General features: G+C 78.2%; 7 protein-coding genes. 3 read left to right on the forward strand and 4 right to left on the reverse strand.

Translation table 11 applies throughout. From position 1 onward, the window contains the following. Nucleotides 1-98: 98 nt before the first annotated feature. The 4 genes from IEY75_RS07360 to IEY75_RS07375 are packed head-to-tail and all read right to left on the reverse strand — an operon-like array spanning nt 99 to nt 4,162. A complete protein-coding gene (locus IEY75_RS07360) occupies nt 99-1,130 on the reverse strand; it encodes an ABC transporter substrate-binding protein (protein WP_189113471.1) in 1,032 nt (343 codons plus the stop codon). A 29-nt stretch (nt 1,131-1,159) separates the two neighbouring features. Beyond that, a complete protein-coding gene (locus IEY75_RS07365) occupies nt 1,160-2,002 on the reverse strand; it encodes an ABC transporter ATP-binding protein (RefSeq protein WP_189113472.1) in 843 nt (280 codons plus the stop codon). Nucleotides 2,003-2,004: 2 nt separating this feature from the next. Next, the gene (locus IEY75_RS07370; RefSeq protein ID WP_189113473.1) at nt 2,005-3,114 is read right to left on the reverse strand and encodes a FecCD family ABC transporter permease; all 1,110 of its coding nucleotides are present in this window, start codon (nt 3,112-3,114) and stop codon (nt 2,005-2,007) included. A 4-nt stretch (nt 3,115-3,118) separates the two neighbouring features. Further along, nucleotides 3,119-4,162: a FecCD family ABC transporter permease gene (locus tag IEY75_RS07375; protein WP_189113474.1), complete on the reverse strand. Its 1,044-nt coding sequence runs from the start codon at nt 4,160-4,162 to the stop codon at nt 3,119-3,121. 215 nt (nt 4,163-4,377) lie between these two features. Here IEY75_RS07375 and IEY75_RS07380 point away from each other — a divergent pair, with 215 nt between their 5' ends. From IEY75_RS07380 to IEY75_RS07390, 3 genes are read left to right on the forward strand one after another with little or no spacing between them, the layout of a single operon-like run. Continuing rightward, the gene (locus tag IEY75_RS07380; protein ID WP_189113475.1) at nt 4,378-15,561 is read left to right on the forward strand and encodes a non-ribosomal peptide synthetase; all 11,184 of its coding nucleotides are present in this window, start codon (nt 4,378-4,380) and stop codon (nt 15,559-15,561) included. Next, entirely contained in the window at nt 15,562-25,512 is a 9,951-nt protein-coding gene (locus IEY75_RS07385) for a non-ribosomal peptide synthetase (RefSeq protein ID WP_189113476.1), read from the forward strand. Beyond that, nucleotides 25,509-25,736, forward strand: a complete 228-nt coding sequence (locus IEY75_RS07390; RefSeq protein ID WP_189113477.1) for an MbtH family protein — start codon at nt 25,509-25,511, stop codon at nt 25,734-25,736. The genes IEY75_RS07385 and IEY75_RS07390 overlap by 4 nt, the downstream gene beginning before the upstream one ends. Nucleotides 25,737-25,757 lie beyond the last annotated feature (21 nt).

The following is a 25,757-nucleotide window of genomic DNA, read 5'->3' on the forward strand; positions in this document are numbered from 1 at the left end:
GGCGGCGGTCCGGGAGCGTCGCCGCCACACGACACGGGGGGCCGGCCGCGACGCGGCCGACCCCCCGCTGCCCGTACCCGGCCCGCGGGCCGGCCGACTCAGACGACGTCGGGGCGGGAGGCGCCGATCAGGGCGGTCATGTCCTGCACGACCTTGGTCGACAGCAGGTGGCTGAAGCGGGACTCGCCCGGCCACAGGCCGATCTGGTTGGCCTTGACGGCCGGGAGCTGCTTCCACGTCGGGATGGCGGCGAGCTGGTCGTGGCTCAGCGCGTGCGACCGGGAGTCGGTGATGATCAGGTCGGCCGGGTACTTGCCCGCCTGCTCCCAGCTCAGCATCTCCCAGTGCTCCTCGGTACCGCCGCCCACGACCATGTCCATGCCCAGCGACCTGTAGTAGGAGATGTCGCCGAAGTACTCGGGCTTGGTGACGTAGAAGTTGGTCTTGTCGGCGTACGCGAACATGACCTTCAGACCGGGCTTGGCGACCAGGGCGGCCTTCAGGGCGTCGCCGGCCTTGGTGAAGCCGTCCACGGCCGCCTTCTGCTCCGGCGCGTCCAGGTCGGCGCCCAGCGAGGCGGCGAGCTTGCGGTAGTCGTCGATGACGGTCAGCAGCGGCGCCTGGTACTCGTTGATCCCCACGACCGGGGCCGTCGCGCGGATCTTGGCCAGGGACTCGGCGGGCAGCGCCCACAGCTCGTCGGCGCCCTTGCCGTACCGGCCGGTGACCACCAGGTCGGGCTTCAGCGCCAGGAACTTCTCCAGGTTGAAGTCGTCCCAGCTGTTGCCGACGGAGGTGACGGCGTCGACGTCGACGTTGCCCGCCTGCGGGTCCTTGGAGCCGTCGGGCCGCTTCTGCGGGCCGAAGACGCCGACCGGCTTGACGCCCAGGTCCCACAGCGCCGCGGCGGAGCCGACGTAGGCGACGATCCGCTCGGGGCGCCTGGGCAGGGTGACCGGGGTGCCGCTGGCGTCGGTGTAGGTCCAGGGGCCGGAGCTGGCCGCGACCTTCCGGCCGGCGGGCTGCGGGGCCTCCTCGCCGCACGCGGCGAGACCGGTGACGGCCAGGGCGGCACCGACGAGACAGAGCGTCGAGCGCCGCAGGAGACCGACGCGCGTGGGGTGACTCATGTTTTTTCCTCTCTGCCGGATGGCAGTTTTCAGCAGGCCGGCGGCGCGGAGTGATGCCGGCCGATCGGCACGATCATGGGGGTGTGGCTGACGGGGTCGGCGACGATCCGGCAGTCCAGGTCGAACACCTCCTCGATCAGCGCGGAGGTGACGATGGCGGCGGGCGCGCCCTGGGCGACGATCACGCCGGACTTCATCGCCACGAGGTGGTCGGCGTACCGGCACGCCTGGTTGATGTCGTGCAGGACCATGGCCACCGTGCGGCCGCGCCGCCGGTTGAGGTCCAGCACCAGGTCCAGGACGTCGATCTGGTGCGCGATGTCCAGGAACGTGGTCGGCTCGTCCAGCAGCAGGATCGGCGTCTCCTGCGCGATGGCCATCGCGATCCAGGCCCGCTGCCGCTGGCCGCCGGACAGCTCGTCGACCATGCGGTCGGCGTGGTCGGCCATCCCGGTCGCGGCCAGCGCCTCGCCGACGGCCCGCTCGTCGCCGCGCCCCCACTGCCGCCACCAGGCCTGGTGCGGCGCGCGGCCGCGGCTGACCAGGTCGACGACGGTCAGGCCGTCGGGGGCGACCGGCGACTGGGGCAGGATGCCCAGGGTGCGGGCCACGTCCGCGGTACGCATCCGGTGGATGGCCTGCCCGTCGAGCATGACGCCGCCCGCGCGCGGGGTGAGGAGCCGGGCCATGGTCTTGAGCAGCGTGGACTTGCCGCAGGCGTTCGCGCCGACGACGGCGGTGACCTTGCCGGCGGGCAGGTCGAGGTCGAGGCCGGCGATGATGGTCCGGTCGGCGTACCCGACGGTCAGCCCCTCGGCGCGCAGGCGGACGGCGGGGGCCGCGGCCGGTGCGGGCGGGTTGGCGGTGGTCATGCTCAGCCTCCCGAGCCGGAGCGGTTGGCGCGCACCAGGAGCCAGATGAGGCACGGTGCGCCGAGGATGCCGGTGACGACGCCGACCGGCAGGTCGACCTGGGGCAGCACGCGCTGGGCGATGACGTCGCTGACCAGTACCGCGCAGGCGCCGGCCAGGGCGGACCCGACCAGCGGCGGGGTGGCCCGGCGGACGAGCCGCTGGGCGATCTGCGGGGCAACCAGCGCGACGAACAGCACCGGGCCGGCGGCGGCGGTGCCGAACGCGGCCAGCCCGACGCCGATGACGAGCAGCGTGAAGCGGGCCCGGTGCACGGGGACGCCGAGGCCGGTGGCGACCTCGTCGCCGAGTTGCAGCAGGGGCATCCAGCGCTGCGCGACCAGCGCCGCCGGCCCGAGCACCGCCAGGGCGAGCAGCAGCGGCGTGGCGTGGCCCCAGTCGCGCAGGTTCAGGTTGCCGACGAGCCAGCCCATGAGCTGTTGCGCCTGGAAGATCTCGCTGCGGGTCAGCAGGTAGTCGGTGACGGCCAGGCAGACGGCGGAGACGCCGATGCCGATGAGGATGATCCGGTACCCGGTGCTGCCGCGCTGGCGGGCGAGCAGGTAGACCAGTGTCGCCACGGCGAGGGCGCCGGCCAGGGCGAGCGCCTGCGCGCCGAGGCCGCCGCCGACCCCGAGCACGGTACCGGCGACGACGAACAGCGTCGCGCCCTCGGTGACGCCGATGATGTCCGGCGCGGCCAGCGGGTTGCGGGTGATCGTCTGGAAGATCGCCCCGGACAGGCCCAGGGCCGCGCCGACGGCCACGGCGGTGAGCGCCCGGGGCAGCCGGATCTCGTTGATCACCACCCACGTGTCGTAGTCGGTGACCCCGACGATCTCCCGCAGGACCAGGTCCAGGCCGATCGGGTAGTCGCCGGTGCCGACGGCGACGCAGAACGCCGCGAACGTCAGGACGGCCAGGACGGCCGCGACGGCGACGGCCCGGGGCCGCAGGACGCCGGAGGCGCGCCCGATCCGCACGGCGAGCCGCCGGCCCGCGGCGTCGCGGGCCGGCGGGGCCGGCGGCGGCGCCGCGAGGGTCAGGTCGGGGCGGGGGGCGGTGGCGGTCATCGGCTCACAGCTCCGCGATCCGGCGGCGGCGGACGAGGGCGACGAAGAAGGGTCCGCCGATCACCGCGGTGAGGACGCCGACCTGGATCTCCGACGGCCGCGCCACCACGCGCCCGAGGATGTCGGCGGCCAGCAGCAGGCACGGCGCGAGGACGGCGGACAGCGGCAGCAGCCAGCGGTGGTCCGGGCCGGTGAAGAAGCGGGCCAAGTGCGGGATCACCAGGCCCAGGAAGACGATCGGCCCGGCGACGGCGACGGCCGCGCCGGTGAGCAGGGTGACGGCGACGATCCCCAGGGCGCGGGTGCGGCCGGGGTGCCGGCCGAGGCCGCGCGCCACGTCGTCGCCGAGGGCGAGGCTGTTGAGCTGCGGCGCCAGCGCCAGCGCCAGCACTGTGCCGGCGGCCACGAAGGGTGCCACCTGTACCAGCACCCCGGCGTCCTGGCCGGCGAGGGAGCCGGCCGACCAGAACCGGTACCGGTTCAGCGCCGCCGGGTCGGTCAGGACCACGGCGGAGGTCATCGAGCCGAGCAGGGTGCTGACCGCCACGCCGGCCAGCGCGAGGGAGACCGGCGTCGCGCCGGTGCGGCCGAGGCTGCCGATGAGCTGGGCGAGCAGCCCGGCGGCGAGCGCCCCGAGCAGCGCGAACCAGATGAACCCGTACAGGCTGGTCAGGCCGAACAGCGCGATCGAGGCGGCGATGCCGAACGCCGCGCCCGCGGAGACGCCGAAGATGCCCGGGTCGGCGAGCGGGTTGCGGGTGATGGCCTGCATCAGCGCCCCGGCCAGGCCCAGCGCCGCGCCGGCCAGCAGGCCGAGCGCGGTGCGCGGGACCCGCAGCCCCCGGACGATCGCGGTCACCTCGTCGTCCCCGGGGGCGGTGAGAGCGCAGACGATGTCGGCGAGCCCGACGCCCCGGCTGCCGACGGCGACGGACAGGACGCACAGCACCAGGAGCGCGGCGAGTCCCGCCCCCAGCGCCGCCGCGGCACGGCGGCGCTGGGGCGCGGCGTCCGGCGGAGGTGCGGAACGGACTGGCGCGATGGTCATGGGCGAGGGGCTCCCTAGGTGAAGTTAGGCGTACCTTAGTGAACGACACGCGAAGCTCACCAGCGCAAGCCCCGGACGTGGGATGCCTCACCCACGATCAGGGTCGCCCGTGTGACGGTCGTCAACCGGGCGATTAGCCGGCTTGAAAATGAGCTAAGGCTAGCCTTACTATCCGCGCTGGCGGCGATTCGGCGGGTGGGGGAGGCGGGCGCGACATGTCCGGTACGGACAGTGGCTCTGACCAGGCACCGAGCACGCCGCCCGCCGCATGGAACGACACCGGCTACCCGGGCGGCCGGTTCACGTTCGGGTCGCGGTTCGCGCAGCGGGTGGCGGAGAACCCGGCCGGCGTCGCGGTCGTCTGCGGGGACGAGACGCTCACCTACGGCGCCCTCGCCGACCGGGCCGCGGCCCTCGGCGCCGCGCTGCGCGCCCGCGGGCTGGGTCCCGAGACGGTCGCCGCCCTGGCGCTGCCCCGGGGGATCGACCTGGTGGTGGCGCAGGTGGCGGTGCTGTGCGGCGGGGGCGCGTACCTGCCGCTGGACCTGGAGCACCCCGCCGAGCGGACCGCCTACATGCTCGCCGACGCCCGGCCGGTCGTCGTCGTCACCACGGCCGCCGACGCCCCCGCGCTGCCGGTGGGGGACACCGCGGTACTGGCGGTGGACGCCGCCGACCTCCCCGCCGCGGCGCCGGTCACCCCGGAGGCCGCCCCGTCCGTCGACTCGCCGGCCTACGTGATCTATACGTCGGGTTCGACCGGTCGGCCCAAGGGCGTGGTGGTGACGCACGGCGGCGTGGCCAAACTGGTGGCCACGCAGGTGCGGCGGTTCGGCATCGGCCCGTCCTCGCGGATCATCCAGTTCGCGTCGGTGTCGTTCGACGTGTCGTTCTGGGACCTGTGCCTCGGCCTGCTCTCCGGCGGGCGCCTGGTGGTGGTGCCGGCGGCCCTGCGGGTGGCGGGGCGGGAGCTGACCGACTACATCGCCGCGCAGGGCGGCACGTTCATGATTCTTCCGCCCGCACTGCTGGCGGCCCTGCCCGCGGACTGTGCGCTGCCCGAGGGCGCGACGTTGCTGGCGGGTACGGAGCGGGTGTCGCCGGCCCTGGTGGCGCGGTACGGGTCGCGGCAGCGGATGTTCAATGCGTACGGTCCGACGGAGGCGACGGTCAACTCGACGCTGGGCCTGTGCGATCCGGTCGGGTTGGCGGGCGCCTCGGTGGTGCCGATCGGGGTGCCGGACCCGGGTACCCGCGCCCACGTCCTGGACGACCGCCTCGCCGAGGTGCCCGTCGGCGCCGAGGGGGAGCTGTACCTGGCCGGCGACGGGCTGGCCCGCGGCTACCTCGGCCGGCCGGCCCTGACCGCGTCGCGGTTCGTCGCCCACCCGCTCGGCGCGCCGGGGGAGCGCCTGTACCGCACCGGCGACCTGGTGCGGTGGACCGCCGACGGGCGACTGGAGTTCCTGGGCCGCACCGACGACCAGGTCAAGATCCGCGGGTACCGCATCGAACTTGGCGAGATCGAGGCCGTGCTGGCCGGCTGCCCCGGCGTGCGCCAGGCCGTCGCCGCCGTCCGGGAGGACCAGCCCGGCGTCCCCCGCCTGGTCGCGTACCTCACCGCGACCGAGGACGCCGCGCCGGACCTGGGCGACGCCGCGCGCCGGCACGCCGCGGCTGCCCTGCCGGCGTACATGGTGCCGCACGCCCACGTCGTCCTGGACGCCCTGCCGGTGACCGGCAGCGGCAAGGTCGACCGGGCGGCGCTGCCCGCCCCGGCCGGCGCCGCCCGCGCCCCCCGCACGCCGACCGAGCGCCTGGTCTGCGACCTGGTCGCCGCCGCGCTCGGCCTGCCCGAGGTCGGGACCGACGACGCGTTCCTGGGCCTGGGCGGCCACTCGTTGCTCGCCACCCGGCTCAGCTCCGAACTACGCGCCGCCACCGGCGCCCACGTCCCCCTGCGCGCGCTGTTCGACGCCCCGGACCTCGCAGCCCTGGCCGCCGCGGTCGACGCCGCCCGCGCCACCGACGCCGCCGCGCGCCCGGCCCTGCGCGACTACGCCACCCCGCCGGCCGACCCCGCGGCCGCGACCCGCACCGCGACCGCTGCCGACGCCGCCCCCGCCTCGGCCGACGGGGCCGAGGGCGCACCGCTGTCGTACGCCCAGCGCAGCCTGTGGTTCCTGCACCGGCTCGACGGGCCGACCGCCGTCTACAACCTGCCGATCGCCCTGCGCCTGGACGGCCCGCTCGACCCCGCCGCCCTCGCCGCCGCCCTGGGCGACCTCAGCGCCCGCCACGAGGTCCTGCGCACCGTCTTCGCCGACCGCGACGGCGTGCCGTACCCCCGCCTGCTGCCCGCCGCGGCCCCCGACCTGGTGCCCCGCGACGTCGCGCCGGGCGCGCTCGCCGCGCGGCTGACGGCGCTCGCCGGGCAGCCGTTCGCGCTGGACCGCGAGGCGCCGCTGCGCGCCCACCTGCTGCGCACCGGCCCGGACCGGCACGTGCTGCTGCTGGTCCTGCACCACATCGCCGCCGACGGCTGGTCCGAGCCGCCGCTGCTGACCGACCTCGCCGCCGCCTACGGCGCGCGCGCCGCCGGCGCCGCGCCCGGGTGGGCGCCCCTGCCCGTGCGGTACGCCGACTACGCCCGCTGGCAGCGCGACCTGCTCGGCGCCGAGGACGACCCGGCCGCGCCGGCCGCCCGGCAGCTCGCGTACTGGCGCGCGGCGCTGGCCGGCGCCCCCGCCGAACTGGCCCTGCCGACCGACCGCCCGCGCCCGGCCAGCCCGTCCGGTCGCGGCGCGACCGTCTCCGTGGCGCTGCCCGCGGCGCTGGTCGCCGACCTGCGGCGGCTCGCCGGCCGGTGCGGGGCGAGCATGTTCATGCTCGCGCAGGCGGCGGTCGCCGCGCTGCTGACCCGCCACGGCGCCGGTACCGACCTGCCGCTGGGCACGCCCGTCGCCGGCCGCCCCGACCACCTGCTCGCCGACCTGGCCGGGTACTTCGTCAACACGCTCGTGCTGCGCGCCGACACCGCCGGGGACCCCACGTTCGCCGCGCTGGTCGCCCGCGTCCGGGAGACGACCCTGGCCGCGCTGGACCACGCCGACGTGCCGTTCGAGCGGGTCGTCGAGGCCGTCAACCCGCCGCGCAGCCTCGCCCGGCACCCGCTGTTCCAGGTCATGGTCTCCTACCTGGACCTGTACGACGCCGACCCGGGGCTGGTCGGCCTGCGCACCCGGCGGGAGGCCGTCGCGCAGGAGATCGCCAAGTTCGACCTCTCCTTCGACTTCCTCGCCCGCGCGGGCGAGGCCGACGCGGGCGTGACGCTCGCCGTCGAGTACAGCGCCGACCTGTTCGACGCCGGCACCGCGCGGTCCCTGGCCGACCGGCTGGTGCGGCTCCTGCACGCGGCCGCCGCGGACCCCGACCGCGCGATCGGCGCGCTGCCGGTGCTCACCGCCGCCGAGTCCGCCGCGCTGCGCGGGCGCGGGGCGGGCGCGGCGACCACGCCGCGGTACCCGCACCTGCTCGACGCCCTGGCCGACCTCGGCGCGTCCCGGCCCGCCGACACCGCCCTGGTCACCGACGCGCGGCGGTGGACGTACGCCGACCTGGCGGCGCACGCCGGGCGGCTCGGCGCGCTGCTGCGCGCGCACGGCGTCGGGCCGGAGGACGTGGTGGCCCTGGCCCTGCCGCGCGCCCACGTGGTACCCGCCCTGCTCGGCGTCTTCGCCGCCGGGGCCGCGTACCTGCCCCTGGACGGCACCCAGCCGCCGGCCCGCCTGGCCTACCTGTGCGGCGACGCCGCCCCCCGGCTCGTCCTGACCACCGCCGCGCACCGCGGCCGCCTCCCCGCCGACCAGGCGGTCCTGCTGCTGGACGACCCCGCGACCGTCGCCGTGCTCGCGGCCACGCCGCCCGCGCCGACGCCCGCCCGGCACCCCGACGCGGCCGCCTACCTGCTGTACACCTCGGGCTCCACCGGCGCGCCCAAGGGCGTGACCGTGACCCACGGCGGGCTCGCGCACCTGTTCGCCACCCACCGCGCCCACCTGATGGCCCCCGCCCGCGCCGCCGCCGGCCGGGCGCTGCGCGTGCTGCACGCCGCCGCGTTCGTCTTCGACGGGTCGTGGGAGCCGCTGCTGTGGCTGTTCGACGGGCACGCCGTGCACGTCCTGGGCGACGACGAGTACCGCGACGCCGACGCGGTCGTCGCGGCCGTCGCCGAGCGGGAGATCGACTTCCTCGACGTGACGCCGACGTACCTGCGCCAGCTCCTGGGCCAGGGCCTGCTCGGCGCCCCGGCCCGCACGCCGCGGGTGCTCCTGGTCGGCGGCGAGGCGTGCCCGGCCGACCTGTGGCGGCGGGTCTGCGGCACGCCGGGGGTGCGCGCCCACGACCTGTACGGGCCGACCGAGACGACCGTCGACGCCTACGGCTGGCACGGCGACGCCGACGGCGGGCGGCGTGGGTACCTGCTGGACAACCTCACCGTCCGCGTCCTCGACGCCCGCCTCGCGCCGGTGCCCGACGGGGTGGCCGGCGAGCTGTACGTGGCCGGCGCCGGCCTCGCCCGCGGGTACGCCGGCCGGCCCGCCCTGACCGCCGGCCGGTTCGTCGCCGACCCGGCCGGCCCGCCCGGCGCCCGGATGTACCGCACCGGCGACCTCGCGCGCTGGGGGGCCGGCGGCGTGCTGGAGTTCGCCGGCCGCGGCGACGACCAGGTGAAGATCCGCGGTTTCCGCGTCGAGCTGGGCGAGGTCGAGGCGGCGCTGGCCGAGGTGGCCGCCGCCGACGAACTGGCGGTCGTGGCCCGGACCGACGGCGACCTCACCCGGCTGGTGGGCTACCTGGTGCCGGCGGGCCCGCTCGACCCCGCGGCGGTCCGCGCCGCGCTGGCCGCGCGCCTGCCGGACTACCTGGTGCCGGCCGCCGTGGTGGCGGTGCCGGCGCTGCCGCGGACCGCCAGCGGCAAGCTCGACCGGGCCGCGCTGCCCGCGCCCGACTTCGCCGCCGGCCGCGCCGCCGGCCGGGCCGCCCGCACCCCGCGCGAAGCCCGCCTCGCCGACGTCTACGCCGGCCTGCTCGGCCTTTCCCAGGTCGGCGCGGACGAGGACTTCTTCGCCCTGGGCGGCGACAGCATCGTGTCCATCCAGCTCGTCAGCCGGGCCCGCGCCGCGGGCCTGGAGTTCACCGTCCGCGAGGTGTTCGCCCACCGCACGGTCGCCGGCCTGGCCGCCGTGGCCCGCGACGCCGGGGCGCCGGCCGCCGAGCCGCCCGCCGCGGCCCTGGGCCCGGTACCGCCGACCCCGATCGTGCGCGAGCTGCTGGACAGCGGCCGCCCGCTGGTCGGCTACACCCAGACGATGGGACTGTGGACCCCGGCCGGCGCCGACCTCGACCGGATCGCGGCCGCCCTGCGCGCCGTCCGCGACCGGCACGACGCGCTGCGCGCGCACCTGCGCGACGGCGTGCTGACGGTACCCCCGGCCGAGGCCGCCGCGCCGCTGCCGCTGACCCGTGTCGACGCGGCCGGCCTCGACGACGACGACGCCGAGGCGGCCGCCGCCCGGCACCTGGGCGCGGCCGCCCGCACCCTCGACCCCGCCGACGCCGCGGCCGGCGGGATGCTGCGCGCGGTGTGGCTCGACGCCGGCCCCGGCCGGCCCGGCCGGCTGCTGCTGGCCGTGCACCACCTCGTCGTCGACGGCGTCTCCTGGCGGATCCTCGCCGACGACCTCGCCCGGGCCTACGACGGCGGCGCGCTCGCCCCGGTCCCCACCTCCCTGCGCACCTGGGCGACCCGGCTGGCCGCCTCGACCCGCTTCGCCGACCAGGCGCCCTACTGGGCGCGGGTGGGCGCCGACGCGGACCCGCCGCTGTCCGCCGCGGCGCCGGACCCGGCCCGCGACACCGTCGCCACCCTGCGCCGGCACACCACCGTCCTGGACGGCGAGGTCACCGCGCCGCTGCTCGGCGCCCTGCCGGCGCTGGTCCACGGCGGCGTCGACGACGTCCTGCTGACCGGCCTGGCCCTCGCCGTCGCGCGCTGGCGGGCCGACCGCGGCGTCCACACCGGCCGGACCCTGATCACGCTGGAGGGGCACGGCCGCGCGCAGGACCTGCTGCCGGGCACCGACCTGTCGCGCACCGTCGGCTGGTTCACCAGCGAGTACCCGGTCGCGCTCGACGTCACCGGCGTGGACCTCGACGCGGCGCTGGCCGGCGGCGCCGCCGCCGGTACGGCGCTGAAGCGGGTCAAGGAGAGCCTGCGGGCGGTACCCGACGGCGGGCTGGGCCACGGCGTGCTGGGCGGTACCGGCCCGGCCGGCGCCGCGCCGCAGCTCACGGTCAACTACCTGGGCCGGTTCACCGCCGGCGCCGCGCCCCGGGCGTGGACCCCGGCCGGCGCGTCGGGCCAGCTCGGCGCCACCGCGGACCCGGCCACCCCGGTCCTGGCCGCGCTGGAGCTGAACGCCTGGACCGAGGACGGCCCGGACGGGCCGCGCCTGCGCGCCGCCTGGTCCTGGCCGGACCGCCTGTTCGCCGCGGCCGACGTCGCCGCGCTCGCCGACGGCTGGTCCGCGGCGCTGCGCGCGCTGGCGGCCTACGCCGCGACACCGGGTGCCGGCGGCCACACGCCCAGCGACTTCCCGCTGGTGCCGCTGACCGACGCCGACGTGGCCGCGATCGAGCGGGCGCACGGGCCGCTGGCCGACGTGGTGCCGCTGACCCCGCTGCAGGAGGGCCTGCTCTTCCACGCGCTGTACGACACCGACCGGCGGGAGGCGCCCGGGGCCGGGCCGCGCGACGTGTACGTCACGCAGCTCGTCCTGGAGCTGACCGGGCCGGTGGACGCCGACCGGGTGCGCCGCAGCGTGCAGGCCCTGCTGGACCGGCACGCGAACCTGCGCGCGGCGTTCCGGCACACCGCCGCCGGTACCGCCGTCGCCGTCCTGCCCGCCGCGGCGCGCCTGCCGTGGCACGCCGCCGACCTGCGCGGCCCCGCCGCGGCCGCCGACCTCGCCGCCGCGCTGGCCGCCGCCGGGGCGGCGGCGTTCCCGCTGGACGCGCCGCCGCTGCTGCGGGCGGCGCTGCTGCGGGTCGCCGACGACCGGTACACCCTGGCCCTCACCCACCACCACCTCCTCGTGGACGGGTGGTCCACGCCGCTGCTGGTGGACGAGTTCGCCGCCTGCTACGCCGCCGACGGCGACGCCGCGGCCCTGCCGGCCCCGCCGCCGCACCGCGACTACCTGACCTGGCTGGCCGGCCGGGACACCGGGGCCGCCCGCGCGGCGTGGACCGCCGCGCTGGCCGACCTGGCCGCCCCGACGCTGCTGGCCCCGGCCGGCGAGCGCGAGCCCGCCGTCCCGCACCGGTACGCCGTCGCGGTGCCCGCCGCCGTCGCCGCCGGCCTCGCGCCGCTGGCCCGGGCACACGGCATCACCCTGCACACGGTCGTGCAGGCGGCGTGGGCGGTCCTGCTGGGCCGCGTCCTCGGGCGCACCGACGTCGTGGCCGGGTGCACCGTGTCCGGCCGCCCCGGGGACCTGCCGGGCGTGGAGCGGATGGTCGGCCTGTTCATCAACACCGTGCCCGCGCGGGTCACGCTGCGCCCGGCGGAGCCCGTCGCCGACCTGCTGCGGCGGGTCCAGGCCACCCAGGCGGGCCTGCTCGACCACCAGCACCTCGGCCTGGCGCAGATCCACCGGCTCGCCGGGCAGGGCGAGCTGTTCGACACCCTGGCCGTGGTGGAGAACTTTCCCGGCGAGGCGCGCGGCCGGACCGCGGGCGACATCCACGTCGGCGTACCCGGCGGCAGCGACGCCACCCACTACCCCCTGGTCCTCACCGTCGTGCCCGGGGCGGCGCCGACGTTCACCCTCGACTACCGCGCCGACTGCTTCAGCGCCGACCAGGTCGCCGTGCTGGGGGAGCGGCTGGCGGCTGTCCTCGCCGGCTTCGTCGCCGCGCCGCGGGCGCCGGTCGCCGCGCTCGACGCCCGGACCGCCGCCGAGCGCGCCCGGCCCGCCACCGCGCCCGCGCTGCCCGTCGCCGTCCCGCCCGGCGGGGTCGCGGGCGTCTTCGAGGCGCAGGCGGCCCGGACGCCGCAGGCGCGCGCCCTGGTCACCGCCGCGGGCAGCCTGACCTTCGCCGCCCTCAACGCCCGCGCCAACCGGCTCGCGCACACCCTCATCGCCCGCGGCCTCGGCCCCGAGGACCGGGTGGCGCTGCTGCTGCCCCGCGGCGCGGCGATGCTGACCGGCCTGCTGGCCGTCCTCAAGTCCGGCGCGGCGTACGTGCCGCTGGACCCCGACAGCCCCGACGACCGGCTGGCGTGGATCGTCGCCGACGCCCGCGCCGACCTGCTGCTGTCCACGCCGGAACTGGCCGCCGACCGCCCCGACCTCGGGGCGCCGGTCCTGCACCTGGACCCGACGGGCGAGGTCGCGCCCGCCCCGGGCGGTGTCGCGCAGGCCCCGGGCGGTGTCGCGCACGACGCGGGCGGCGCCGCGCGCGCCGACAACCCCACCGACGCCGACCGGCGCGTCCCCCTGCACCCCGACCACCCGGCCTACCTCGTCTACACCTCCGGTTCGACCGGCCGACCCAAGGGCGTCGTCGTCGCGCACCGCGGCGTGGTCAACCTCGTCGAGACGCACCGGGCCGCCATGATGGCCCGGGCCCGCGCCCGGTGCGGCCGGCCGCTGCGGGTGGCGCACCTGGCCTCGTTCGTCTTCGACGGCTCGTGGACGACGATGATCTGGCTGTTCGACGGCCACGAGCTGCACGTCCTGGACGAGGAGCGGTACCGGGACGCCGCCGCCACCGTCGCCTACGTGGACGCCCACGGGCTGGACCTGGTCGACACCACGCCGACGTACCTGGCCGAACTCGTGGCGCAGGGGCTGCTGGACCCGGCCCGGCCGGCGCTGGCCGTCCTGGCCGCGGGCGCCGAGGCGGTACCGGCGGCGCTGTGGTCGCGGATGTGCGCGCAGGCCGCCCGGGGTACCGACGTCTACGACCTGTACGGGCCGACCGAGGCGACCGTCGAGTCCTACGCCTGGCGCGGCGCCGCCGACGGCACCCGGCTGGCGCACCCGCTGGACAACGTGTCGCTGCACGTCCTGGACGCGGGGCTGGGGCCGGTCCCCGACGACGTGCCCGGCGAGCTGTACGTCGGCGGCCCCTGCGTCGCCCGCGGGTACCTCGGGCAGCCGGCGATGACGGCCGGCCGCTTCGTCGCCGACCCGTTCGGCGCGCCCGGCGCCCGGCTGTACCGCACCGGCGACCTGGTCCGCCGCCGCCCCGACGGTGTGCTGGCGTTCGTCGGCCGCAGCGACGACCAGGTCAAGCTGCGCGGCTTCCGGGTCGAGCCGGGCGAGGTCGCCGCCGCGCTGCTGACCCGGCCCGACGTCGTCGCCGCGGCCGCCGTCGTCCGCGAGGACGAGCCGGGCCGGCAGCGGCTCGTGGCGTACGCCGTGGCCGCGGCCGGGACCGCCCCGGCCCCCGCCGATCTGCGCGCGCACCTGGCCGCGACGCTGCCCGAGCCGATGGTCCCGGTCGCCGTCGTCCTGCTGGACGCCCTGCCGCGGACCGTCACCGGCAAGCTCGACCGGCGCGCCCTGCCGGCCCCGGACCTCGCGGCCGCGGTCACCGCCGACGCCCCCCGCAACCCGCGCGAGGAGCTGCTGGCCGGCCTGTTCGCCGAGGTGCTCCGGCTGCCGCGGGTCGGCGTGCACGACAGCTTCTTCGCCCTGGGCGGCGACAGCATCGTGTCGATCAGCCTCGTCGCCCGCGCCCGCGCCGCCGGGCTGGCGCTCACCCCGCGCGACGTCTTCCGGCACCGCAGCGTCGCCGCGCTCGCGGCCGCCTGCGGCGACGTGGCCGCGGCCCGCCCGGGGGAGGAGCCCGACGCGGGCGTCGGCGACGTGCCGCTGACCCCGATCATGCGCTGGCTGCTGGACGGCGGCGGGCCGCTGACCGGGTACCGGCAGTCGATGCTGCTGGTCACCCCCGCGGACGCCGACGTGGACCGGCTGCGCCGGACCCTGCAGGCCCTCGTCGACCGGCACGACGTGCTGCGGGCGCGGCTGGACCGCGCGGCCGGGGTGCTGCGGGTCGCCGAGGTCGGCGCCGTCGACGCCGTCGACCTGCTGGAGTGGGTCCGCGTCGCGGACCCGGCCGACCTGCCCGCCGCGGTCGCCGCGGCCACCGACCGGGCGGGCGCGGCGCTGGACCCCGAGGCCGGCCGGCTGGTCCGGGCCGCGTACCTCGACCTCGGCCCCGACCGCCCCGGCCGGCTGCTGCTAGCCGTGCACCACCTGGTGGTCGACGGGGTCTCCTGGCGGATCCTCGGCGACGACCTCGCGGCCGCCTGGGCGTGCCTGCGGGCCGGCCGGCCGGTGGCGCTGGCGCCGGTACCGACGTCGTTCCGCACCTGGGCGCGCGGGCTGGCCCGCTGGCCGGGCGGCCACGGCGCCGACGCCGCCCGCTGGGAGCGCGCCGCGGGGCGCCGCGCCGAGCCGCCGTACGGCGCCGCGCCCCTGGACCCCGCCCGGGACACCGTCGCCACCGCGCGCTCCCTGTCCGCCCGGCTGTCCCCGGCCGCCACGGCGCCGCTGCTGACCAGCGTGCCCGAGTCGTTCCACGCGGGGGTGAACGACGTCCTGCTGACCGGCCTCGGCCTGGCCCTGGCCCGGTGGCGCGGTACCGCCGACACGGTCGTCACGCTGGAGGGCCACGGCCGGGACGAGAGCCTCGTGCCGCACGCCGACCTGTCCCGGACGGTCGGCTGGTTCACCGTCGAGTACCCCGTCCGGCTGGACGTGTCCGAGGTGGACGTCGCCGAGGCCGTCCGCGGCGGCCCGGCGGCCGGCGCCGCCCTCAAGCTGGTCAAGGAGCAGGTCCGGGCCACCCCCGAACCGGCCGCCGGCTGGGGCCTGCTGCGCTGGCTCGACCCGGCGGCCGGTGCGCGGCTGGCCACCCTGCCCGCGCCCCAGCTCGCCTTCAACTACCTGGGCCGGTTCGCCGTCGCCGACGGCGCCGCGGCGGAGTGGAGCGCCGCAGGCGAGGCCGAGGCGCTGGGCGACGGCGCGGACCCGCGGATGCCGCTGACCCACACCCTGACCCTCAACGCCGTCACCGAGGACGGCCCCGACGGGCCGTCGCTCGTGGCGACCTGGTCGTGGCCGGACCGGCTGCTGACCCGGGACCGGGTCCAGGCGCTGGCCGACGGCTGGTTCGCGGCGCTGGCCGGCCTGGCCGCCCACGCCACCGGCGGCCGGGCCGGCGGGCACACCGCCTCCGACCTCGCCTTCGGCGGGCTCGGCCAGGACGAGATCGACGACCTAGAGGCCGAGTTCGGCGCCGAGGATGAGGAGTTCTAAGTGGCCAAGGGTCTCCAGGATGTCCTGCCCCTGACCCCGCTCCAGGAGGGGATGATCTTCCACGCCGAGTTCGCCGGCGACGGCGTGGACGTCTACACCGCGCAGAACTGCCTGCGCCTGACCGGCCCGGTCGACCCCGACCGGCTGGCCGCCGCCGGGCAGGCGCTGGTGGACCGGCACCCGGCGCTGCGCTCGGCGTTCCGCCAGGCGCGCAGCGGCCGGACGATGGCCGTCGTCCCGCGCCGGGCGCGGCTGCCGTGGTCGGTGCAGGACCTGCGCCACCTCGACCCCGCGGCCCGCGAGGCCGCCGTCGCCGCCCGCCGCCGCCGGGACCGCGAGACCCGGTTCGACCTGCGCACGGCGCCGCTGGTGCGGATGACCCTCCTGCGGCTCGCCGACGACGCCGCCGAGCTGGTCTTCACCTACCACCACGCGCTGGTCGACGGCTGGTCCGCGCCGCTGCTGCTGGCCGACCTCGTCGCGCTCTACGGCTCGGGCGGGGACGCCGCCGCGCTGCCGCCGGTGCCGCCGTACCGGGACTACCTCGCCTGGCTCGCCCGGCAGGACCGCGCCGCCGCGCTGGCGGCCTGGCGCGAGGCGCTCGCCGACCACGCCGGCCCGACCCTGCTCACCGGCCCGGTACCCGCCGAGACGGCGCCGCCGGTGGAGCTGACCCGGCGCCTGGCGCAGGACCGGACCGCGGCGCTGTCCGCGCTGGCCCGCGCCCGCGGCGTCACCCTGAACACCGTCGTCCAGCTCGCCTGGGGCCTGGTCCTGGCGCGGCTCACCGGCCGCACCGACGTCGTCTTCGGCGCCACGGTGTCCGGGCGGCCGGCCGACCTGCCGGGCGTCGAGCGGATGGTCGGCCTGTTCATCAACACCGTCCCCGTCCGGCTGCGCTTCCACCCCGCCGAGCCCGTCGGCGCGGTGCTGGAGCGGCTGCAGGACGCGCAGGCGGCGCTGCTGCCGCACCAGTACGTCGGGCTCGCCGAGATCGGCGCGCACGAGCTGTTCGACACCCTGGTCGTGTTCGAGAACTACCCGGCCGACGCCGAGCGGCCCGCCGCCGCGGGCGTCCGGTTCGCCGAGGTCGCCGCCGCCGACGCCGCCCACTACCCGCTCACCCTCGGCGTGGAGCCCGGCGCCGCCCTTACCCTCGAACTGGCGTACCGGTCCGACCTCGTGGCCGACGCCGAGGCCGCCGCGCTGCTCGACCGGCTGGAGGCCGCCCTGGCCGCGCTCGCGGCGGCGCCGGAGCGCCCGGTCGGGCTGGTGGACGTGCGGACGGCCGCCGAGCGCGCCGCCGCGCCGCCGGCCCCGCCCGCGCGGCCCGCCCCGGCGCTGCCGGCGGCGTTCGCCGCGCAGGTCGCCGCGCGCCCCGCCGCCGTGGCGCTGGTCACCGGCGGCCGGCGGTGGACGTACGCCGAGCTGGACCGGTACGCCGACGCGGTGGCCGCGGCCCTGCGCGCCGCCGGGGTCCGCCCCGGCGACCTGGTGGCCCTGGCCCTGCCCCGCACGGCGATGGTGCCCGCGATCCTGGGCACCTGGCGGGCGGGCGCGGCCTACGTCCCGCTGTCGGTGGACGCCCCGCCGGCCCGGCTCGCGGCGGTGCTGGCGGACGCCCGGCCGGCGGTCCTGGTGGTGGACGCCGCGTGGACCGCCCCGACGGACACGCCCCAGCTCCGCCTGCCCGCACCCCCCGGCCCGGCGGCCCCCGGCGGGTCCGCCGCGGGCGGTCCGGCGCCCGGCACGCCGGCCGCGCGCGCGCCGCACCCCGACGACTGCGCGTACGTGCTGTACACCTCCGGCTCGACCGGCCGCCCCAAGGGCGTCGTCGTCACCCACGGGGGCCTGGCCAACCTGTTCGGCAGCCACCGGGCGCACCTGATGGACCCGGCGCGGGCGGCCGCCGGGCGGGCGCTGCGGGTCACCCACGTGGCCGCGTTCGTCTTCGACGGCTCGTGGGAGCCGCTGCTGTGGCTGTTCGACGGCCACGAGCTGCACGTCCCCGACGAGGAGACCTACCGGGACGCCGACGCGGTGGTCGCTCACGTCGCCGCCGACGCCGTGGACCTGCTCGACGTCACCCCCACGTACCTGCGCCAGCTCCTGGACAGCGGCCTGCTGGCCGCCCCGCCCCGGCTGCTCCTGGTCGGCGGCGAGGCGTGCCCGCCGGATCTGTGGCGGCGCCTCTGCGACGCCGACGGGGTGAGCGCGGTCGACCTGTACGGCCCCACCGAGGCCACCGTGGACGGCTACGGCTGGCGCGGCGGCCCCGGCGGCGCCCGGCACCCCTACCCGCTGGACGGCGTGCGGGTGCAGGTGCGCGACGCCGCCCTGCGCCCGGTGCCCGAGGGCGCCCCCGGCGAGCTGTACCTCGCCGGGGCCGGCCTGGCCCGCGGCTACCTCGGCCGCCCCGGCCGGACGGCGGGCGCGTTCGTCGCCGACCCCGACGGCCCGCCCGGCGCCCGGATGTACCGCACCGGCGACCTCGCCCGGCTGCGCGGCGGGGTGCTGGAGTTCCTGGGCCGCGCCGACGACCAGGTGAAGATCCGCGGATTCCGCGTCGAGCTGGGCGAGATCGAGGCCGTGCTGTCCACCCACGACTCCGTCGCGCAGGTGGCGGTCGTCGTCCGGGCCGACCGCCCCGGCGAGCCGCGGATCACGGCGTACGTCGTGGGGTCCGCGCCCGACCCGGCAACGCTGCGCGCCCACGCCGCCGCCGCCCTCCCGGACTACATGGTGCCGGCCGCCGTCCTCGCCCTGCCGGCGCTGCCCCGGACCGCCAGCGGCAAGCTGGACCGGGCGGCGCTGCCCGCCCCGGAGCCCGCCGCCGCAGCCGGGGGCCGCGCCGCCCGGACCGCCCGCGAGCAGGTCGTCGCCGACCTGTTCGCCGCCGTCCTGGACCTGCCCGCCGTCGGCGTCGACGACGACTTCTTCGCCCTCGGCGGGCACTCGCTGCTGGCCACCCGGCTGGCCGGCCGGGTGCGGGCGGCGCTCGGCGTCGAGCTGACGCTGCGCACGCTGTACGCCCACCCGACCGCCGCCGGCCTCGCCGCGCGGCTCGACGGCCGCGCGACCCGCCGGCCGGCGCTGGCCGCCGGTGACCGCCCCGCCCGCCCGGACCTGTCGTACGCCCAGCAGCGCCTGTGGTTCATCGACCGCCTGGAGGGGCCGGCCCCCACCTACAACATCCTGTCGGCGTGGCGGCTGCGCGGCGAGGTCGACGTCCCGGCGCTGGCCGCCGCCCTCGGCGACGTCGTGGACCGGCACGAGGCCCTGCGCACCGTCCTACCCTCGGCCGACGGCGTGGCCTGGCAGGAGGTGCGGCCGGCCGGCACCCGCCCGCCGCTGCGGGTCGAGGACGCCGCCGACGTACCGGCCCGGCTCGCCGCCGTCGCCGGGTACCGGTTCGCGCTGGACTCGGAGCTGCCGATCCGCGCCCACCTGCTGCGCGCCGCCGACGGCACGGCGGTGCTGGCCGTGCTGGTACACCACGTGGCCAGCGACGGGTGGTCCTCGGGGCCGTTCGCCCGCGACCTGGCGCTGGCCTACGCGGCCCGCCGGGCCGGGGGCGCGCCCCGCTTCCGGCCGCTGCCGGTGCAGTACGCCGACTTCGCCCGGTGGCAGCGCGCGCTGCTCGCCGACGGCGTGGGCGAGGCCCAGGCCGCCTACTGGACGGCGGCGCTCGCCGGCCTCCCCGACGAGCTGGCGCTGCCCGCCGACCGCCCGCGGCCGGCGGTCTCCGACGGCCGCGGCGCCGCCGCCCCGTTCACGGTGGACGCCGCGCTGCACGGGCAGCTCGTCGCGCTCGCCCGGCAGACCGGGACCGGCGTCTTCATGGTCCTGCAGGCGGCCGTCGCCGCCCTGCTGACCCGGCTCGGCGCCGGCACCGACATCCCGCTGGGCACCCCGACCGCCGGCCGCACCGACGCCGCGCTCGACGACCTGGTCGGCTTCTTCGTCAACACCCTCGTGCTGCGCACCGACACCGGCGGCGACCCGACGTTCGGCCAGCTCCTGGAGCGGGTGCGGGCCACCGACCTGGCCGCGTACGACCACCAGGACCTGCCGTTCGAGCGGCTGGTCGAACTCCTCAACCCCGCCCGGTCGCCCGCCCGGCACCCGCTGTTCCAGGTGATGGTCTCGCACCTGGGCGCGGGCGGCGGCCCGCTGGAGCTGGCCGGCCTGGAGGTCGCCGACGAGCCGACCGGGGTACAGACCGCCCTGGTCGACCTGTCGTTCGACTTCGCCGAGCGGGCCGGCGGCGCCGGCATCGACGCCGAGCTGGTGTACCGCACCGAGCTGTTCGACGCGGCCACCGCCGCCGACCTGGCCGACCGGCTGGTCCGGCTGCTCGCCGCCGCCGTGGCCCGCCCGGCCGCGCCGCTGAGCACCCTGGACGTCCTCGGCCCGGACCGCGAGCTGGTGCTGCGGGACTGGAACGACACCGGGTACCCGGGCGGCCCGTTCACGTTCGGCGCCCGGTTCGCCGAGCGGGTGGCCGAGAACCCCGGCGGCGTCGCGGTCGTCTGCGAGGACGAGGAGCTGACGTACGCCGAGCTGGCCGGCCGGGCCGGCGCGCTCGCCGCGGAGCTGGCCGCGCGGGGGGTGCGGCCGGAGTCCGTCGTCGGGCTGGCCCTGCCGCGCGGTGTCGACCTGGTCGTGGCGCAGGTGGCGGTGCTGTGCGCCGGGGCCGCGTACCTGCCGCTGGACCTCGACTACCCGGCCGACCGGCTGGCGTACATGCTGGCCGACGCCGCTCCCGCGGTCGTCGTCACCACCGGCGCGCACGGGGCGGGCCTGCCGGTCCCGGACCTGCCCGTGCTGACCCTGGACGCGCGGGGCCGCGCCGCCGCGGCGCCGCTGCCGACCCCGGCGCTGTCGGTCGACGCACCGGCGTACGTGATCTACACCTCGGGCTCGACGGGCCGGCCCAAGGGCGTGGTGGTGACCCACCGGGGCGTGGCGAAGCTGGTGGCGACGCAGGTGCGGCGGTTCGGGATCGGCCCGCACTCGCGGGTGGTCCAGTTCGCGTCGCCGTCGTTCGACGTGTCGTTCTGGGACCTGTGCCTGGGCCTGCTGTCGGGCGGCCGCCTCGTCGTGGTGCCGGCGTGGCGGCGGGTGGCCGGGCCGGAGCTGACCGACTACATCGGCGCGCAGGGCGGCACGTTCATGATCCTTCCCCCGGCGCTGCTGGCCGCGCTGCCGCCGCAGTGCCGGCTGCCGGAGGGCGCCACGCTGCTGGCGGGTACCGAGCGGGTGTCCCCGGCACTGGTCGCCCGGTACGCGGCCCGGCAGCGGATGTTCAACGCGTACGGCCCCACCGAGGCGACCGTCAACTCCACGCTCGGGGAGTGCGACCCGGTGGCCCTGGCCGGTGCCGGCGTGGTGCCGATCGGGGTGCCGGACCCCGGTACCCGCGCCTACGTCCTCGACGGGCACCTGCGCCCGGTACCGCCCCGGGTGCCCGGCGAGCTGTACCTGGCCGGCGACGGCCTCGCCCGCGGCTACCTGGGGCAGCCGGCCACCACGGCGTCCCGGTTCGTCGCCGACCCGTACGGCGCGCCGGGGGAGCGCCTGTACCGCACCGGCGACCTGGTGCGGTGGACCGCCGACGGGCGGCTGGAGTTCCTGGGCCGCACCGACGACCAGGTCAAGATCCGCGGGTACCGCATCGAACTCGGCGAGGTGGAGACCGCGCTGCTCAAGTGCGCGGACGTCCGCCAGGCCGCCGTCACCGTCCGCGAGGACCGGGCCGGCGACCCGCAGCTCGTCGGGTACGTCGTCGCCGAGCCCGGCACCCACCTGGACCCCGCCGCCGTCCGCGCCGAACTGGCCGCGACCCTGCCCGAGTACCTGCGCCCGCTCGGCCCCGTCGTCCTCGACCACCTGCCGGTGACCGGCAGCGGCAAGCTGGACCGCGGCCGCCTGCCCGCGCCGGACCTGGCCGCCGCCCGCCGCCGCCCGCCGCGCAACCCCCGGGAGCAGGCGCTGGCCGACCTGTACGCCGAGGTGCTCGGCCTGCCCGAGGTCGGCGTGGACGACTCCTTCTTCGCCCTCGGCGGGCACTCGCTGCTGGCCACCCGGCTCGTCTCCCGCGTCCGCGCCGTCCTCGGCGTCGACCTGCCGATCCGGGGGGTGTTCGACGCCCCGACCGTCGCCGGCCTGGCCGGCCGGCTGGCGGGCGCCGACCCGGCCCGGCCGCCGCTGGCGCCGACCCCGCGCGCGGAGCGCCCGGCGCTGTCGGCGGCCCAGCAGCGGCTGTGGTTCCTGGACCGGCTGCACGGCCCCGGCCGCGCGTACAACCTGCCGATGGCCTGGCGGCTCGACGGCGCCGTCGACCCCGACGCCCTGCACGCCGCGCTCGTGGACCTGGTCGACCGGCACGAGGTGCTGCGCACCAGCTACCCCGAGCACGACGGCGCGCCCTACCAGCGGATCGGCCCGGCGCAGGTGCCGTTCACGGTCCGGGCCTGCCCGGCCGCCGAGGTCCCCGCCGCGGTGAACGCCCTGCTGCGGCACGAGTTCGCGCTGGACACCGGCCCGCTGTTCCGCGCCGACCTGCTCACCGTCGACGGCGGCGCCGTCCTCGTGCTCGCCGCGCACCACATCGCCAGCGACGGCTGGTCCCTGGTCCCGCTGCTGCGCGACCTGGAGACCGCGTACGCGGCCCGGTCCGCCGGGCACGCCCCGGCGTTCGCGCCGCTGCCCGTGCAGTACGCCGACTTCGCCGCCTGGCAGCGGCGCGTGCAGGGCGCCGAGGACGACCCGGGCAGCGCCGTCGCCGCCCAGGTCGCGTACTGGCGCGCGCAGCTCGCCGACCTCCCCGACGAGCTGGCCCTGCCCACCGACCGGCCCCGGCCCGCGACGACCAGCTACGCGGGCGGCGCCGCCCACGCGCGGCTCGACGCCGACCTGCACGGGGCGCTGCGCGCCCTGGCGCACGAGTGCGGGGCCAGCATGTTCATGGTCGCGCAGGCGGCCGTCGCGGCCCTGCTCACCCGCCTGGGCGCCGGCACCGACCTGCCGCTGGGCACCCCGATCGCCGGCCGCACCGACGCCGCGCTCGACGACCTGGTCGGCTTCTTCGTCAACACCCTGGTGCTGCGCACCGACACCGCGGGCGACCCGAGCTTCCGCGACCTGGTCGGCCGGGTGCGCGAGACGAACCTCGCCGCGTACGCCCACCAGGACCTGCCGTTCGAGCGCCTGGTGGAGATCCTGAACCCGCCGCGCTCCCTGGCCCGGCACCCGCTGTTCCAGGTGATGGTGTCCTACGAGCACGTCCCCGAGGGCACCGACACCGTGCTCGGCCTCGCCGCCGCGCCGGTCGAGGTGGACGTCACCGAGGCGAAGTTCGACCTGTCGTTCGACCTGACCGAGTACCCCGGCGGCACCGGGATCGCGGTCGACCTGGAGTACAGCACCGCCCTCTACGACCGGCGCACCGCCGAGGCCATGCTGGGCCGGCTGGTGACCGTCCTGGCTGCCGCGGTGGCCGCGCCCGACACCCCGATCGGCGCGCTGGAGCTGCTCACGCCGCAGGAGGGCGCGGCGCTGGCCCGCTGGGCGGACCGGCCGGCGCTGGCGCCGGACGAGGCGACGCTGCCGGCGCTGTTCGCCGCGCAGGTCGCCGCGCACCCCGGCGCGTACGCCCTCAGCGACGCGGCGGACCGGCTCACCTTCGCCGAGCTGGACGCCCGCAGCAACGCCCTGGCCCACGCGCTGATCGCGCGCGGGGTCGGCCCGGAGACGTACGTGGCGGTGGCGCTGCCCCGCGACCTGCGCACGATCGAGACGGTCCTGGCCGTGCACAAGGCCGGCGGCGGGTACCTGCCGCTGGCCCCCGACCTGCCCGCCGAGCGGATCGCCGCGCTCCTGGGCGACGTCTCGCCGGTCCTGCTCGTCGCCGACGGCGCGTTCCTCGACGCCCACCCGGCGCTGCCGGTGCCCGTCCTGCGCCGCGACGACCCCACGGCGACCGCCGGGCTGCCGACGCGCGCCCCGACCGACGCCGAGAGGCGCTGTCCGCTGGACCCGCGGCACCCCGCCTACGTCATCCACACCTCCGGCTCCACCGGCCGGCCCAAGGGCGTGGTCGTCTCGCACGGCAACCTGGTCAACCTGTTCCACAGCCACCGCGAGTCCCTGTACCGGCCCGCCGTCGCCCGCACCGGCCGCCGGCACCTGGTCGCCGGCCACGCCTGGGCGTTCAGCTTCGACGCCTCCTGGCAGCCGCAACTCTGGATGTACGACGGGCACGAGGTGCACGTGGTGGCCGACGACGTGCGCCGCGACCCGGCCCTGCTCGCCGCCGCCGTGCGCGGGCGCGGCATCGACTTCCTGGAGCTGACCCCCTCCCAGTGGGAGCAGCTCGCCGACGAGGGCGTCGTGGCGGGCGACCGCAGCGCCGTCGCGGCGATCGGCTTCGGCGGCGAGGCGGTGAGCCCGGCGCTGTGGGAGCGGCTGCGCGGCCTGGCCGACACCGACAGCCACAACCTGTACGGCCCCACCGAGGGGACCGTCGACGCGCTCGTCGCGCACGTCGCCGACGCCTGCCGGCCGGTGGTCGGCCGGCCGGTGCACGGCGCGCGGGCGCACGTCCTGGACGCCCGGCTGCGCCCCGTCCCGCCGGGGGTGCCCGGGGAGCTGTACCTGGCCGGCCGGGGCCTCGCCCGCGGGTACCTCGGGCAGCCGGCGGCCACCGCGGCGCGCTTCGTCGCCGACCCGCACGGCGCGCCCGGCGACCGGCTGTACCGCACCGGCGACCTCGCCCGGTGGACCGCCGACGGCCAGTTGGAGTACCTGGGCCGCGCCGACGACCAGGTGAAGATCCGCGGGTACCGGGTCGAGCCCGGGGAGGTCGAGGCGGCCCTCACCCGGCACCCGGCCGTCGCGGCGGCCACGGTCGTCGTCCGCGAGGACCGGCCGGGGGACCGGCGGCTCGTCGGGTACCTGGTGCCGGCCGGCGGCGGCGCGGAGCCCGAGGAGCTGCGCGCCCACCTCGCCGGGGTCCTGCCGGCGCACCTGGTCCCGGCGGCGCTCGTCGCCCTGGACGCGCTGCCGCTGACGGCCAACGGCAAGGTCGACCGCCGGGCGCTGCCGGCGCCCCGCTACGCCGACCCGGCCGGCCGGCCGCCGCGGACGCCGCTGGAGCACCTGCTGTGCGCCGCGTTCGCCGACGTCCTGGGCCGGGAGCGGGTGCACCTGGACGACAACTTCTTCGACCTCGGCGGCCACTCGATGCTGCTGGTCCGGCTGCGGGCCCGGCTCGCCGCGGCCACGGGCGTCGACGTCGCGGTGGCCGCGCTGTTCCGGCACCCGTCGCCCGTGGCGCTGGCCGGGCACCTGGGCGACGCCCGGGCGCGGGAGGAGGCGGCGGCGCCCGTCCTGGCCCTGCGGCCCGGCGGCGACGGGCCGCCGCTGTGGTGCCTGCCCCCGCGCGGCGGCTCCGGCTGGTGCTACGCCGGCCTGCGAGACCTGCTCCCGCCCGGGTACCCGCTGCTGGCCCTCCAGGACGGCGCCGAGGACGGCGCGGACCTCGCCGCGCGGGCCGCCGCGTTCCGCGACCGGCTGGTCGCGGCGCAGCCCGCCGGGCCGTACCACCTGCTCGGCTGGTCGCTGGGGGGCCTGCTCGCCCACGAGGTGGCGGCCCTGCTGCGGGCCGACGGCGCGCGGGTCGCGCTGCTGGCCCTGCTCGACCCGCCCACCCCGGCGCAGGTCGGGCTCCCCGGCGGCGCGGCGGCACCGGCGGCCGCGCTGCTGTTCACGGCCGGCGCCGACGCGCCGGAGGCCGCCTGGACCCGCTGGTCGGCGCTGCTGCCCGGCGCCGTCCGCCACGACCTGCCGGCCACCCACGACCGGCTGACCGACCCGGAGCCGCTCGCCGCCGTCGCGGCGGCGGTCGACGCGGCGCTACGATCGCGCGAAAACCTAGGAGAGCAGTGATGACGAACCCCTTCGACGACGCCGAGGGCACCTTCCTCGTCCTGGTCAACGACGAGAACCAGCACAGCCTGTGGCCGGCGTTCATCGACGTGCCGGCCGGCTGGCGCACCGTCTTCGGCCCGGAGGCCCGCCCGGCCTGCGTCGAGTACGTCGACACCCACTGGACCGACATGCGCCCGCAGTCGCTCATCGACTTCATGGCAGGACAGACCACTTCGTCCTGATTGAGCGCCGTCCGACCTTTT

Origin of the sequence: Pilimelia terevasa (assembly GCF_014647915.1) — a bacterium.
Lineage (GTDB): Bacteria > Actinomycetota > Actinomycetes > Mycobacteriales > Micromonosporaceae > Pilimelia > Pilimelia terevasa.